The 13,182-nt window shown below is 73.0% G+C and carries 12 protein-coding genes; 6 read left to right on the top strand and 6 right to left on the bottom strand.

Annotated features, from left to right (window positions below):
- The first annotated feature begins 6 nt into the window (after positions 1-6).
- Complete coding sequence (locus tag ACFWPS_RS10185) at positions 7-942, top strand: N-acetylneuraminate synthase family protein (RefSeq protein WP_383703062.1); 936 nt, start codon at positions 7-9, stop codon at positions 940-942.
- Positions 943-980: 38 nt separating this feature from the next.
- Positions 981-2,120: a hypothetical protein gene (locus tag ACFWPS_RS10180; protein ID WP_383703060.1), complete on the top strand. Its 1,140-nt coding sequence runs from the start codon at positions 981-983 to the stop codon at positions 2,118-2,120.
- A gap of 169 nt (positions 2,121-2,289) precedes the next feature.
- Here ACFWPS_RS10180 and ACFWPS_RS10175 read toward each other — a convergent pair whose 3' ends face one another.
- From ACFWPS_RS10175 to ACFWPS_RS10165, 3 genes are read right to left on the bottom strand one after another with little or no spacing between them, the layout of a single operon-like run.
- Positions 2,290-3,750: an aldehyde dehydrogenase family protein gene (locus tag ACFWPS_RS10175; protein ID WP_383703058.1), complete on the bottom strand. Its 1,461-nt coding sequence runs from the start codon at positions 3,748-3,750 to the stop codon at positions 2,290-2,292.
- Positions 3,747-5,378: a thiamine pyrophosphate-dependent enzyme gene (locus tag ACFWPS_RS10170; RefSeq protein ID WP_383703056.1), complete on the bottom strand. Its 1,632-nt coding sequence runs from the start codon at positions 5,376-5,378 to the stop codon at positions 3,747-3,749. Before ACFWPS_RS10170 ends, ACFWPS_RS10175 begins: the two co-directional genes overlap by 4 nt.
- Before the next feature lie 56 nt (positions 5,379-5,434).
- The gene (locus ACFWPS_RS10165) at positions 5,435-6,925 is read right to left on the bottom strand and encodes an MFS transporter (protein ID WP_383703054.1); all 1,491 of its coding nucleotides are present in this window, start codon (positions 6,923-6,925) and stop codon (positions 5,435-5,437) included.
- A 127-nt stretch (positions 6,926-7,052) separates the two neighbouring features.
- Between ACFWPS_RS10165 and ACFWPS_RS10160 the strand changes: the two genes are divergently transcribed.
- Positions 7,053-7,811, top strand: a complete 759-nt coding sequence (locus tag ACFWPS_RS10160) for an IclR family transcriptional regulator (RefSeq protein WP_383703051.1) — start codon at positions 7,053-7,055, stop codon at positions 7,809-7,811.
- Between the two features lie 67 nt (positions 7,812-7,878).
- Here the strand turns inward: ACFWPS_RS10160 and ACFWPS_RS10155 are convergent, their stop codons facing one another.
- The 3 genes from ACFWPS_RS10155 to ACFWPS_RS10145 all read right to left on the bottom strand — a co-directional run bounded on the left by ACFWPS_RS10155 (position 7,879) and on the right by ACFWPS_RS10145 (position 10,745).
- Positions 7,879-8,868 carry an NAD(P)-dependent alcohol dehydrogenase gene (locus tag ACFWPS_RS10155; RefSeq protein ID WP_383703049.1) on the bottom strand — a complete coding sequence of 330 codons (990 nt, stop codon included), beginning with the start codon at positions 8,866-8,868 and terminating at the stop codon, positions 7,879-7,881.
- Between the two features lie 102 nt (positions 8,869-8,970).
- Positions 8,971-9,675 (bottom strand): TetR/AcrR family transcriptional regulator C-terminal domain-containing protein, encoded by a 705-nt coding sequence (locus ACFWPS_RS10150; RefSeq protein ID WP_383703047.1) that lies wholly within the window; start codon positions 9,673-9,675, stop codon positions 8,971-8,973.
- Positions 9,676-9,731: 56 nt separating this feature from the next.
- Complete coding sequence (locus ACFWPS_RS10145) at positions 9,732-10,745, bottom strand: aldo/keto reductase (RefSeq protein ID WP_383703045.1); 1,014 nt, start codon at positions 10,743-10,745, stop codon at positions 9,732-9,734.
- Between the two features lie 87 nt (positions 10,746-10,832).
- Between ACFWPS_RS10145 and ACFWPS_RS10140 the strand changes: the two genes are divergently transcribed.
- The 3 genes from ACFWPS_RS10140 to ACFWPS_RS10130 all read left to right on the top strand — a co-directional run bounded on the left by ACFWPS_RS10140 (position 10,833) and on the right by ACFWPS_RS10130 (position 13,170).
- Entirely contained in the window at positions 10,833-11,726 is an 894-nt protein-coding gene (locus ACFWPS_RS10140) for an AraC family transcriptional regulator N-terminal domain-containing protein (protein ID WP_383703043.1), read from the top strand.
- A 16-nt stretch (positions 11,727-11,742) separates the two neighbouring features.
- A complete protein-coding gene (locus tag ACFWPS_RS10135; RefSeq protein ID WP_383703041.1) occupies positions 11,743-11,865 on the top strand; it encodes a hypothetical protein in 123 nt (40 codons plus the stop codon).
- A 156-nt stretch (positions 11,866-12,021) separates the two neighbouring features.
- Positions 12,022-13,170, top strand: a complete 1,149-nt coding sequence (locus ACFWPS_RS10130) for an SPFH domain-containing protein (protein WP_383703039.1) — start codon at positions 12,022-12,024, stop codon at positions 13,168-13,170.
- The last annotated feature ends 12 nt before the right edge of the window (positions 13,171-13,182 follow it).

Here is a 13,182-nt window from a genome sequence, read left to right as displayed (position 1 = left end):
ACAGTCATGAGCAACTCCCGTCTGCGCACGTTCGGTTCCCGTCAGGTCGGCCCCGGCCAGCCCGTCTACATCTGTGGCGAGATCGGCATCAACCACAACGGTGAGCTGGAGAACGCCTTCAAGCTGATCGACGTCGCCGCCGAGGCCGGCTGCGACGCCGTCAAGTTCCAGAAGCGCACCCCGGAGATCTGCACCCCGCGCGACCAGTGGGACATCGAGCGCGACACCCCCTGGGGCCGCATGACCTACATCGACTACCGCCACCGCGTGGAGTTCGGTGAGGACGAGTACCGCCAGATCGACGAGTACTGCAAGAGCAGGAACATCGCCTGGTTCGCGTCCCCGTGGGACACCGAGGCCGTCGCCTTCCTGGAGAAGTTCGACGTCCCCGCCCACAAGGTCGCCTCGGCCTCCCTCACGGACGACGAGCTCCTGAAGGCCCTGCGTGCCACCAACCGCTCGGTCATCCTCTCCACCGGCATGTCCACCCCGAAGCAGATCCGCCACGCGGTCGAGGTCCTCGGCTCGGACAACATCCTGCTCTGCCACGCCACCTCCACCTACCCGGCGAAGGCCGAGGAGCTCAACCTCCGCGTGATCAACACGCTGGAGAAGGAGTACCCGAACGTCCCGATCGGCTACTCCGGCCACGAGACGGGCCTGCAGACCACCCTCGCCGCGGTCGCCCTCGGCGCCACCTTCGTCGAGCGCCACATCACCCTCGACCGCGCCATGTGGGGCTCCGACCAGGCCGCCTCCGTCGAGCCGCAGGGCCTGACCCGCCTGGTCCGCGACATCCGCACCATCTCGGCCTCCCTCGGCGACGGCGTCAAGAAGGTCTACGACTCGGAGCTCGGCCCGATGAAGAAGCTGCGCCGCGTCACCGGTGTCGTCGCCGAGGCGGAGATCGCCGCGGCCGCCGGCGAGCCGGTCCAGGTCTGACACCTCTGTTGTTACGACGACGGGACGGTCGTACGTCGATGAGCCCCCGCGCCGGGAACACCGGCCCCCACACACTCGCGTTCGTCGAGAGTCCGGTGCAGCTGCTCAACGTGCTGGAGTGGGCGCATGTCCACGCCCTGCGCGGGTCGGCGGACCCGATGCCGGCCGTACCCGGCCAGGTACGGCGCTCGGCATCCGGCATATCAGCACCCGGCGCGGAACTCACGATCGTCGTCCTGTCCCCGACGGACCCCATGACCCGGGGCCAGCTGCGCCGCATGGCCGACCTGGCCCGGGACGAGGGGTACCGGGTCCGCTGGGAGGAAGCACGGGGCGGCACCACCGCCCCGTTCCAGACGATCGGCGGCCTGGCGGGCTCGCTGCGCCGGGCCGACCGCATCGTGATGGGAGACCCGTTCTCCCGCTACGTGCAACTGCTCCTGACCATCACCCGGGCCAGTGACCTGGTCGTGGTCGACGACGGCACGGCGACGATGGAGTTCGTCGCCCAGCTGGCGCGCGGCGAACGCCTGGTCCGCTGGCACCGCAAGGGCGGCCGGCCCGGCGCGCGGGACCTGCTCTTCGCGCCGGTCTCCTCCTCCGCCCGCCGCCGCCTCACGCCGAGCGCCCGCCGCCGGGTGGAGGTCTTCTCCTCCATGCCGATGACGGAGACGCCGACAGGGGTGACGGTCACCGCGAACGACTTCGGCTGGACCCGGGCCCGCTTCGGCCCGCCGCGCATCACCAAGGGCGCCGACATGGTCGGCACGTCCCTGGTGGAGACGGGCGTGGTGGACGGCGACCGCTACCTGGAGGCCGTCCAGACCCTGGCCAAGGCCCATGGCGCGACCCGCTACTTCGCCCACCGCCGCGAGAGCACGGAGAAACTCCACCGCCTGGCGGCCGAGACGGGCCTGGAGATAGTCCGCCCGGACCTCCCCCTGGAACTGATCGCCCGCCGCGGCCCCATCGGCCGCACGATCCTGAGCTTCCCCTCCACCGTCGTCCACACCCTGCCCCTGGCCCTGGCGGGCACGGGCGTCCGCGTGGCCGTCTGCGACATCGACCCGACCTGGCTGACGGAGACCGCCTCCCCGCGCGCCCAGGGCTTCCTGTCGGGCGTCACGGGCACCGCGAAGGACGTGCACCGCCTGGCGGCGGTCGTCGGCCCTGCCTGAGCGCTCCGCTGGAAGTGCCGCGATGTGCCGTCTGCCGACCGCGGCGCCGTCGTGGCTGGTCGCGCAGTTCCTCCCCCAGCCTTCGGCTGGGGGTACCCCCAGCGCCCCTTCGGGGGCGCTGCCGAACCGCAGCGGACTTCGCCGCACCCGCTTAGAGCGCTCAGTGGGCTCAGAACGGGTAGTGGGCGTGCTGGGTGGCGATGGTCACCCAGCGGGTGTTGGAGAACGCCTCGATGCCCCAGCGCCCGCCGAAGCGGCCGTAACCGGAGGCCTGTACGCCGCCGAACGGGGCCTGGGGCTCGTCGGCGACGGACTGGTCGTTGACGTGCACGATGCCGGTGCGGACGCGCCGGGCCACGGCCAGTCCACGGGTGGCGTTCTCGGTGATGATGCCGCAGGTCAGACCCTGGTCCGTGGCGTTGGCGAGGGCCACGGCCGTGTCGTCGTCGGGGAAGCTCTCGATGACGCAGACCGGGCCGAAGACCTCCGCGTGGTAGAGGTCCGCGGCCTCCGGCACGTCGGTGAGCACGGTCGCCGGGTGCAGCGCGCCCTCCGGTTCCCCGCCGCCGGCCAGCACCGTGGCCCCCTTCGCCACCGCGTCCCCGACCAGCCTCGCCACCCGGTGCGCGGACCGCGCGCTGACCAGCGGGCCGACCACGGTACCCGGATCGCCCGGGTCACCCGCCCGCAGTGAGGCGGCCTTCGCGGTGAACCTGCGGGTGAACTCGTCCGCCAGGGACTCGTGGACCAGGACGCGGTCGCCGGACATGCAGATCTGCCCGGAGTTCATGAACACGCTGAAGGCGACGGCGTCGACCGCGTAGTCCACGTCCGCGTCCGCCAGTACGATCACCGCGTTCTTGCCGCCCAGCTCCAGTACGGCGGGCTTGAGATGGCGGGCCGCGTGACCGCCGATGATCCGGCCCACCTCGGTGGAGCCGGTGAAGTTCACCGCCCGCACCCGCGGGTCGGCGATGAGCACCTCGGCGATCTCGGGCGCGTCCTCGCGGGCGTTGGTGACCACGTTGAGCACACCGTCGGGCAGCCCGGCCGCCCGCAGCACGTCGGCCACCAGCAGCCCGCAGGCGATCGGCGCGTCCTCACTCGGTTTCACCACCACCGTGTTCCCGGCCGCCAGCGGCGCCGCCACCGCCCGGATCCCGAGGATGACCGGCGCGTTCCACGGCGCGAACGCGGCGACCACGCCCAGCGGTTCGCGCACCGCCAGGCCCAGCGCACCCTGCTCCTGGGCGCTCAGCACCTCCCCGCGCGGCGCGGTGATCGCGGCCGCCGCCTCGCGCAGGATGTTCGCGCCGAGGGCGACGTTGAAGTACGCCCAGGGGCGGGTGCCGCCGGCCTCCTGGGCCATCAGCCCGGCCACCTCCTCGGCCCGGGCGTCCAGCAGGTCGGCCGCCCTGAGGAAGACCGCCCGGCGGGCGAAGGGCGCGAGCGCCGCCCACTCGGCGAAGGCCGCGTCGGCGGCGTCCACGGCCCGCCGTACGTCCTCCGGCCCGGCGGCGGCGACGGTCGCGTACACCTCGCCGGTGTACGGGTTGATGTCCTCCTCGGTACGGCCGGACGCGGCGGGCACGTCCTTGCCGCCGATGAACAGGTCACGGGTGACGGTCATGCGAGCTCCTCGGGTGCGGGGTGGGAGTCGGGTGCGAGCGGCCGGTCGGGCCGCACGGCCACTTCCAGCAGGAGTGGTTCGGTGCGGTGCGCCAGGCCCGGCAGGAGTGCGTCGAGTTCGGCGAGCAGGGTGGGCCCGTCGGTCACCCGGCGGGCCGGGCAGCCCAGTGAGCGGGCCAGCCCGCAGACGCTGATCTCCTCGAAGGCCGGCCAGGGCGGCTTGCCGCCGTGCCGGTCGGCCAGCTGGTCCATGACCGCGTAGCGGCCGTTGGCCAGGACGACGAAGAGCGCGCCGACGCCGTAGTGGGCCGCCGTCCACAGGGACTGGATCTGGTAGAGCGAGGATCCGTCGCCGACGACCGCGACCACCGGCCGCTCCGGAGCGGCCATCCGGACCCCGATCGCGGCGGGCAGCGCGAAGCCGAGCCCGCCCTGCGCCGCGCTGAGGAAGCCGAGCGGCTGCCGGGCCGGTACCAGCGCGTGCAGGTCGGGGCGGCTGGACGGGGTCTCCTCCACCAGGACGGTGTCCGGCGGCAGCCGCTCGGCGAGGGCGGCCAGGACCTGTGCGGCACGCAGGTCCTCGCCCGCGCGCGGCGGGCGGGGCGCGGCCGGGCGGCTGAGAACCGGCATCGGGGCCTCGGCGCGGGCCCGCACACCGGCGGCCAGCTCGCCGCAGAACGCCGGCAGCGGCGTGACGACGGCCAGGCCGACGGGCGCGCGCTGTGCCTCGGCGGGATCGTCGGTGACCATCGCCCACCGTGTCCCGGCCCCGGCCAGGGGGCCGTCCTCGTACAGGTTCTGGCGCAGCACCGGAGCGCCGACGGCCAGCACCAGGTCGTACGCGGAGAGCGCGGCGCGCAGCCGCCCGCGTTCGGCGGGCAGATGCCCGGCGAACAGCGGGTGGTCCTGCGGGAACCCGGCGCGCGCCCCGAACGGCTCCTGCCACACCGGGCAGCGCAGTCGTTCGGCCAGCGCGGTGAGCGCCCGCCAGGTCGCCGCGTCGTCCGCGCCGGCTCCGACGACGAGCGCGGGACGGGCGGCGGCGTCCAGCAGGGCGGCCACCTCCCGGACCGCGCCGGCGTCGGCGCCGATGGCCTGCCGCAGCGCGCTCGGGGCGGGCACCGGGAGGTCGTCCGCCTGCTGCGCCCAGTCGTCCATCGGCACCACCACCAGCGCCGGGCCCCGCCCGAGGCGCGCCGCGTGGGCCGCCCGGCCGATCGCGCCGGGTACGTCCTGGGCGCGTGCCGGTGTCTCCACCCGTACCGGATAGTCACCGGCCAGCCCCGCCAGCCGCCCGGCGAGGAAGGGCTCCTGGGCTAGGTGGCGGCGGTCCTGCTGGCCGACCAGTACCACCAGCGGCGCCCGGTTCTCCCTGGCGGTGGCCAGGGCGCCGACGGCGTTGCCCAGACCGGCCGTGGTGTGCAGCAGGACCAGGGCGGGCTCCTGGCGGGCGACGGCCCAGCCGGTGGCGGCGCCGACCACCGACCCCTCGTGCAGGGCCAGGACGAAGTCCAGGTCGTCGGGCAGGTCGGTGAGCAGCGCCACCTCGGTCGAACCCGGGTTGGCGAAGAGGGTGGTGAGGCCGTGCAGGCGCAGGACGTCGAAGGCGGCGTCTCGCACAGTTCGCATGGTGGGGGGTTCCGTTTCCGTTTCCGTGTCGGGGAGGCTCTGGGACAGGGCGTCCATCAGGTCGGCGTACCGCCGCGGCGCGGGTCGCGTACGGGTATCAGCAGGCAGAAGCCGACGATGATGATCGCGGCGTCCAGCCACACCGCCGCCGTCCAGCCGCCGGTCTGGTCGCGCAGCACCCCGCCGACGGCGGGCGACAGCACGGCGCCCGTCTCCCCGATGAGGTTCTGCATGCCGAAGGCCGAACCGCGCAGCCGCGGCGGGGCCAGCTCGGCGGTGAGGGCGTGCCCGATGGGCTGCAGCGCGTTGAAGAACAGGCTCGCGGTGAACAGCAGCACCCCCATGACCAGCAGCGACGGCTTGCCGGCGGCGGCGAGGTACCAGGCGAACACCACGGTGAGCACGGCCTGTACGCCGGTGAAGGACAGCAGCATCGGCTTGCGGCCCCAGCCGCGGCGCACCGCGAGATCCGAGAGCCAGCCGCCGGCCGGGAAGCCGAGGATGCCGGCGCCCGCGTTGAAGCCGGCGGTGAGCGCGGCGCTGGCGAAGGAGGAGTGGGCGGCGCCCGCGACGATCGACACCGACCAGAAGCTGAAGAACCACAGGTTCCACAGCACCGCGATGTAGGAGAGGTAGATCAGGAAGAGGCTGCGGTTCTTCAGGACCGGCCCGAGTTCCTCGCCCTTGCGGGCCAGAGTGAACAGCACCAGGCCGACGGCGAGGACGACCTCAAGGACGGCGATCCACAGGTCCGACAGTCCGGCCCGGGTGCCCAGCAGGTAGACGGCCATGATCAGGGCGAGGGAGACCGCGGAGTATCCGGCCAGGTGCAGCGTGGCGCGGCCCACGACGCGGGCGTTCAGGTCCTTGCGGAACCGCCAGGCGAGGGCGGCGGCCGCGAGCAGGGTGGCGGTGCCGAGGATGTAGAAGGTCATCCGCCAGGCGTCGACGTCGGGCAGCCACAGCTTGCCCAGGTCGATGAAGTTCGGCGTGAAGACGGTGGCGATGGTGATGCCGAGGGCGAGGCCGGTGATGACCACGCCCAGGCCGAGGCTGCGCTCGCGTTCCGGGGTCGTCTCGGTGATGACCGTGCGGTCGTTGGAGTAGTAGGCGCCTTCCCCGAGGCCGGTGACGACGCGTACGACGATGAACGTCACGAGTCCGCCGACGATCCCGGTGACCAGGGTGGCGATACCGGCCCAGACGAGGCTGACCACGATCAGGGTCCGGTGGCCGTACCGGTCGCCCAGGTAGCCGCCGGGGAACTGGGTGAGCATGTAGCCGGCGAAGAACAGGCCGCCGATCAGACCGCCCAGCGCGTAGGGGCGGTCGGCGTCGGCGAGGAAGCCGACGTTGTTGTTGATCATCCAGGTGACGACGGGTCCGGTGACGGAGCGGTCGGCCGCGCTCACCGTCCAGCCGAGCATCAGCAGCAGCCACAGGCTGTGCCAGGGCTTGATCCTCCGGCCGGTTGCGTTCGCGTCGGCGGCCCGGTCCGGCTCGGCCGGCGCCATGGGGGGTGGGGTGTCTGCGGTTTCGGACTGCATGGCGGCTCTCCAGGGCGGGCGGGGACGGTCGGTGCCTTTCGTGGGCCCACCGTAGGAAGTACTCCCACCTTGCGGAACAATGCCGACTAGTATTTCTGCCATGCCGAAAAGTAATCCTGTGTCAGACATGTCCGCCCGGGACCCCTACGGCGCCGCCTCCGTGGCCAACGCCCTGCGCACGCTGCTGTTTCTGCGCGGGCGCGAGTCCGTGCGGCTCACGGACGTCAGTGATCACCTGGGCATCGCGCGTTCGACGGCACACCGCCTGCTGTCCACCCTGCGCACGCACGGCTTCGTGGAGCAGGAGCTCGGTGGAAAGCGCTACCGGCTCGGTCCCGCGCTGCTCGCGCTGGCGCGCGGCATGGTCGACGAACGGGCGCTGATCCGGGTCGCGCGCCCGCATCTGGAGGCGCTGCGCGAGGTCACCCAGGAGACGGCCAACCTGCTCGTCCTCGACGGGCCCGACGCCTTCTTCCTCGACGGGGTGGAAGGGCCGCGCACGCTGCGGGTCGCCGCGCGCACGGGCGATCACCTGGCCGCGTACGGCGCGGCCGGAGGCAAGGCGCTGCTCGCCGAACTGCCCCCCGAGACGCTCCGGATGCGCTACCCGCAGGGCCTCAGCCGCCTTACCCCCCACACCCTCCCCGACCTCGAAGCCCTCCTTGCCGACCTGGCCGTCAGCCGGGCCCGGGGATACGCCCTCAACTTCGACGAGAGCGTCACCGAGGTGCACGCGATCGGCATGGCGGTCCGGGACTCCGCCGGAGTGTGCGTGGCCGCGGTCACCGTCTCGGCACCGGGCACCCGGCTCGGGCACGCCGACATCGAGCCACTTCTTCCGCCGCTGCGCACGGCCGCGGCCGGCATCGCCGCCGGCCTGGGGTGACGCCCGCCGGCCTGGGGTGACTCCCGCCGGCCTGGGGTGACGCCCGCGGCGGAGGCCGCCGGCGGTCTCACGCCACGGTGATCACGGCTTTGCCGCGGGCGTGTCCCTGCTCCACGTGCCGTACGGCCGCGGCCGCTTCGGCCAGCGTGTAGGTCCGGTCGACCACCGGGGCGAGCCGGCCGGCCTCGACGAGGGCGGTCACGGCGAGCAGGTCCTGGTGGACGGGTCCGTCCGGGACCGTGGGGACGAGCGGCCGCAGCCGCTGCCGGACGAACGGGTCGGCCGCGACGACCCGCAGCAGTGAGCCCATCGCCCCGAAGACATGGCCGGGCGAACCGCCGCCGTTGGCCACCAGCGTCCCGCGCGGGGCGAGGGCCCGGCGCAGCCGGCCGAGCGGACGGCCGCCCACGTTGTCGAGGATCAGGTCGTAGCGCTCGCCCCGGTCGGTGAAGTCCTCCCGCGCGTAGTCGACGACGTGCGCCGCGCCCAGCGAGCGCACCAGCCCGGCGTTGCGCGTGCTGCACACGGCGGTGACCTCGGCGCCGAGGTCCACGGCGATCTGCACGGCGAAGGTGCCGATGCCACCGCCCGCCCCGTTGACCAGCACCCGCTGCCCGGCCTGCGCCCGGCCGACGGTCCGGATCCCGCGCAGCGCGGTCACCGCCGCCATCGGCACGGCCGCGGCTTCCTCGAAGGTGAGCCCGGCGGGTTTCGGCACCAGCAGGTCGGGGGTGGTGCACGCGAACTCGGCGAAGGCGCCCGGACAGAAGCCCAGCACCTCGTCACCGGGCCGCAGCCCGTCCACCCCGGCGCCGACCGCCGCCACCTCCCCGGCCGCGTCGATCCCGGCCACCCGGGACTTCGGCCGGGTCAGCCCGACACCCCCCAGCAGCCGGGCGACGTACGGGTCGCCGCGCAGCAGATGCCAGTCGTACGGATTGACGGCCGCCGCCCGCACCCGAACCAGCACCTGGCCCGGACCGGCCGACGGCGACTCGATCTCCGCCGGCCGCAGCACGTCCGGCGGCCCGAACCGCTCCTGGACGATCGCCTTCATCGGGATCTCCCCCCTTGTGGTGTACGGCGTACACCCCCTTGCGGGCAAGGTAGGTGTACGCCGTACACCCGTCAAGGGGCCGGGCACGGGTTCAACAGGAGTTCAGGAAGCGTTCCGGAGCAGCCGCTCAAGGCCGTCGAGCGTCAGGTCCAGGGCGAACTCGAACTCGAACTGGTCGTCGCAGCCGGAGCCGACGACCGACTCCGGGTCGTGGGCGACCGCCATGGCCAGCTCGGCGAGGTGCGGGAACCGCGCGGCCATCTCCTCGGCCGGCAGCGCGTCCGCGTCCGGGGCCCGGCCGGGCCTGTCCTCGAACAGCTCCTGCGAGAAGCCCAGCAGCCGGCTGCCCATCACGTGCAGCGCGTGATGGACCAGGCCGACCGGGAACCCGCCGGCCCGGAAGATCCCGACCATCGAGTCCAGGTACGCCAGGAGCGCGGGGGTCGGGGTGGCCCGCGCCTTCGTCCGGGCCTCGATCACCTCGGGCGCCCACGGGTGGCGCAGCAGCATCCGGCGGGCCGACAGCACCCGCCGCCGCACGGCGTCCTTCCAGCCGATACCGTCGGCCGGCGGATCGATCTCCCCGACGAGGACGTCGATCATCCCGTCCAGCAGCTCGTTCTTGTTGGCCACGTGCTTGTACAGCGCCATGGGTACGACACCGAGCGCCTGCGCGATCCTGCGCATGCTGAGTGCGTCGACGCCCCCGTCGTCGGCGAGGGCGACGGCCGCGTCCAGCACCCGCGTCCGGCTCAGGGGCACCCGCGGCTGCGCGACGGCACCGGCCTGCGTGGCTATCCCGACCAACCCCTCTCACCGGCTCTCCGCCGAATCTACAGGGCTCGCCGAACGCGGCGGCGCGATCACCGCCAGGTCGGCATGACCGCGGCCGGGTAGCGGGAACCGGCCGCTCCCCGCGGCAGGATCTCCTGGATCCGGGCGAGGTCCCCGGGCGTCAGGTCGACGTACGCGGCCGCCACGTTCTCCGCCACCCGGTGCGGGCTGCGGGTGCCCGGGATGGGCACGATGTCGTCGCCCTGCGCGAGCAGCCAGGCCAGCGCCAGCTGGGTGACCGTGACGCCCTTGCTCTCCGCCAGGGCGGTCAGCCGCTGTACCGCCGCGACGTTCTTCTCGTAGTTGCCGGGCCGCCAGCGCTCGTCCATGGTGTGCCGCATGTCGTCGGCGTCGTACTCCGCGGCCGGCTTGACGGCGCCGGTGAGGAAGCCGCGCCCGAGCGGGGAGTACGGCACGAAACCGATGCCCAGTTCCCGGACCACGGGCAGCACCTCGGCCTCCACGGCCCGTTCGAACACCGAGTACTCGGTCTGGAGCACCGAGACGGGGTGAACGGCATGGGCGCGGCGGACGGTCTCGGGCCCGGCCTCGCTCAGCCCGAAGTAGCGGACCTTGCCTTCGGCGATCAGCTCGCCGACCGTGCCCGCCACGTCCTCGATGGGGACGCCGGGGTCCACACGGTGCTGGTACAGCACGTCGATACGGTCCGTGCCCAGGTGCCGCAGGCTGTTCTCGGTCACCTCCCGGATGTGCTCGGGACGGCTGTCCAGCGCGTGTCCGATCCGCGCCGGATCGGAGAGGTCGAAGCCGAACTTGGTCGCGATCAGGATCTCGTCGCGGAAGCCCTTCACCGCGCGCCCCAGCAACTGCTCGTTGCTGCCGGTACCGAGGCCGTACAGCTCGGCCGTGTCGAAGAGGGTGACCCCGAGTTCGTGGGCCCGGTGGAGGGTGGCGATGCTGCTCCGCTCGTCCGGGGTGCCGTACGCCATCGTCATGCCCATGGTGCCGAGACCGATCGCCCCGGCCGTGAGGCCCTGGGTGCCGAGGGTGCGCCGGGGAAGGTGTGTGGTGTGCTCTGCCATGCGGTCAACGCTAGGGACGCGACGCCCGGGGGGCATGGGCCGTCGCTCGCATAGGATTGCCTGATCCTCTCAGGAGCGGAGTGCGCTGTGCTGGACCGACTCGTCGCCGCCATCGACCGGCACTGTGTGGCATCGGGCGCGGACACCGCCGTTCCGCGGCTCTCCCTGGCCGCGGTCGACGAGCCCGTCGAGCCCGCCCATCTCCTCTACGAACCGACGATCTGCTTCGTCGCCGCCGGCACGAAACGCACCACCGCGGGCGAGCTGGTCCGGGTCGCCGCCCCCGGCCAGATGCTCCTCACGACCATCGACCTGCCCGTCACCGCCGACCTGGAGCAGGTGCCGTACCGGTCCGCGTCCCTGCGTCTCGACGGCGAGGCGTTCACAGAACTGCTGGTGGAGCTGGACGAGACGGGCGGGCCCGCGCCTGCGCCCGCCTCCGCGCACGTCGCCGCGCCGATGCCCCCCGAACTCACCGACGCGGTCACCCGCTGGGTCCGACTCCTCGACGCCCCCGACGACATCCGTCCCCTCGCCGGCCGCATCGAGAGCGAGATCCTCTACCGGCTGCTGCGCAGCTCCCTCGGCCCCGTCCTGCGCCAGTGGTCGCTGGCCGACTCCACCACGACCCGGGTCCGCGAGGTGGCCCGCTGGATCCGTGACCGTTACGCGGAGCCGCTCGGCATCGACGAGATCGCCGCGGTGGCACACATGAGCGCGGCGAGCCTGCACCGGCACTTCAAGGCGGCCACCGGCATGAGCCCGCTCAGGTACCAGAAACACCTGCGGCTGCAGGAGGCCCGGCGCCGTCTGATCGCCGACGACGCCACGGCCGCCCAGATCGCCCAGGCGGTCGGCTACGTGAGCGCCACCCAGTTCAACCGCGAGTACCGCACCGCCTACGGTCTCCCGCCCGTCCAGGACGGGGCCCGCCTGCGCGCCCGCCTCACCCGCACCGGCCCCGCGCCGACGGGGCTGTGACGCGTCGGCGCGCGAGATGCACGAGCCGAAAGCCCTCGCCACGCTGATGTTCGTGATCGGCCAGGTCAACTTCTTCATCCCGGTCGCCCTGATCGCGGAGCCGGTACCGGGGAAGGCGTTCGACGCGCCGTGGAAGTGACGACCCGCTGCGCAGCTCAGAGGCCTGAGCCCGCCCGTAGCCGCACTGACCGTATTGGGCATACTGTCGGCTGATCGTTTGATCGCCGCGCGGTCGCCGTCCCGGGACCGGCCGGCACGCGGTGGTCTCGGGAAACGCGCGGAGTGGGGGATTGCTGTGGGGCTGATGGACCGCATCCGCGGTGAGTTCATCGACATCATCGAGTGGACCGACGACAGCCGGGACACCATCGTGTGGCGCTTTCCGCGCTACGGCAACGAGATCAAGATGGGTGCCCGGCTCGTGGTGCGCGAGTCGCAGGTGGCCGTCTTCGTCAACGAGGGCCGGCTGGCCGACGTCTACCAGCCCGGCACGTACACCCTCTCGACCCAGAACATGCCGGTCCTGTCCACCCTGAAGGGCTGGAAGCACGGCTTCGAGTCGCCGTTCAAGGCCGAGGTCTACTTCGTCACCACCCGGCAGTTCACCGACTTCAAGTGGGGCACCCAGAACCCGGTGATCCTGCGGGACGCCGAGTTCGGCATGGTCCGGGTCCGTGCCTTCGGCACCTTCGCGGCCCAGGTGGTGGACGCCGCCGCCCTGCTGCGCGAACTGGTCGGCACCGACCCGCAGTTCCGCACCGAGGAGGTCGGCGAGCACCTGCGGCAGCTGATCGTCTCCAAGCTGGGCTCGGCCTTGGGCGCGGCCGGTGTGCCGCTCCTTGACCTCGCCGCCCGGCAGGACGGCATCGGGCAGCAGCTGGCCAAGGCGCTGACCCTGGAACTGTCCGCCACCGGCATCGCCATCCCCCGGTTCTACATCGAGAACATCAGCGTCCCGCCGGAGGTCGAGGCGGCGATCGACACCCGCTCCCGGATGGCGATCACCGGCAACCTGGACGACTACGCCAAGCTCCAGGCGGCCGACGCGATCCCGATCGCCGCCGCCAACCCCGGCACCGGCGGCGACGCTGTCGGGCTGGGCGTGGGCATGGCACTGGGCCAGCGGATCGTGCAGAGCACGTCCGGTGCGGCCGCTGCCGCGGTCCCGGCGCCGCAGGCCCCGGCGCAGCCCGCTCCCGCTCCCGCCCCCTCCGACGTACCGCCGCCGCTGCCCACCGCGCCCCGCTGGTTCATCGCGGTCGGCGGACAGCAGCAGGGCCCCTACGACGAGGGCGCGCTGGCCGGGCAGGTGGCGGCCGGCCATCTGACCCGGACCACACTGGTCTGGCGCAGCGGGCAGGCCGCCTGGCAGCCCGCGGACCAGGTCCCGGAGCTCACTTCGCTGCTCGCCGACGTCCCGCCGCCGCTGCCCCCGCAGGGCTGAACTCCGCCACCC

This window comes from Streptomyces sp. NPDC058457, assembly GCF_042720695.1.
In the GTDB taxonomy this organism is placed as follows: domain Bacteria; phylum Actinomycetota; class Actinomycetes; order Streptomycetales; family Streptomycetaceae; genus Streptomyces.
Note: the sequence above shows the minus strand (reverse complement) of the source record. Positions and strands in the feature narration are given on the sequence as shown.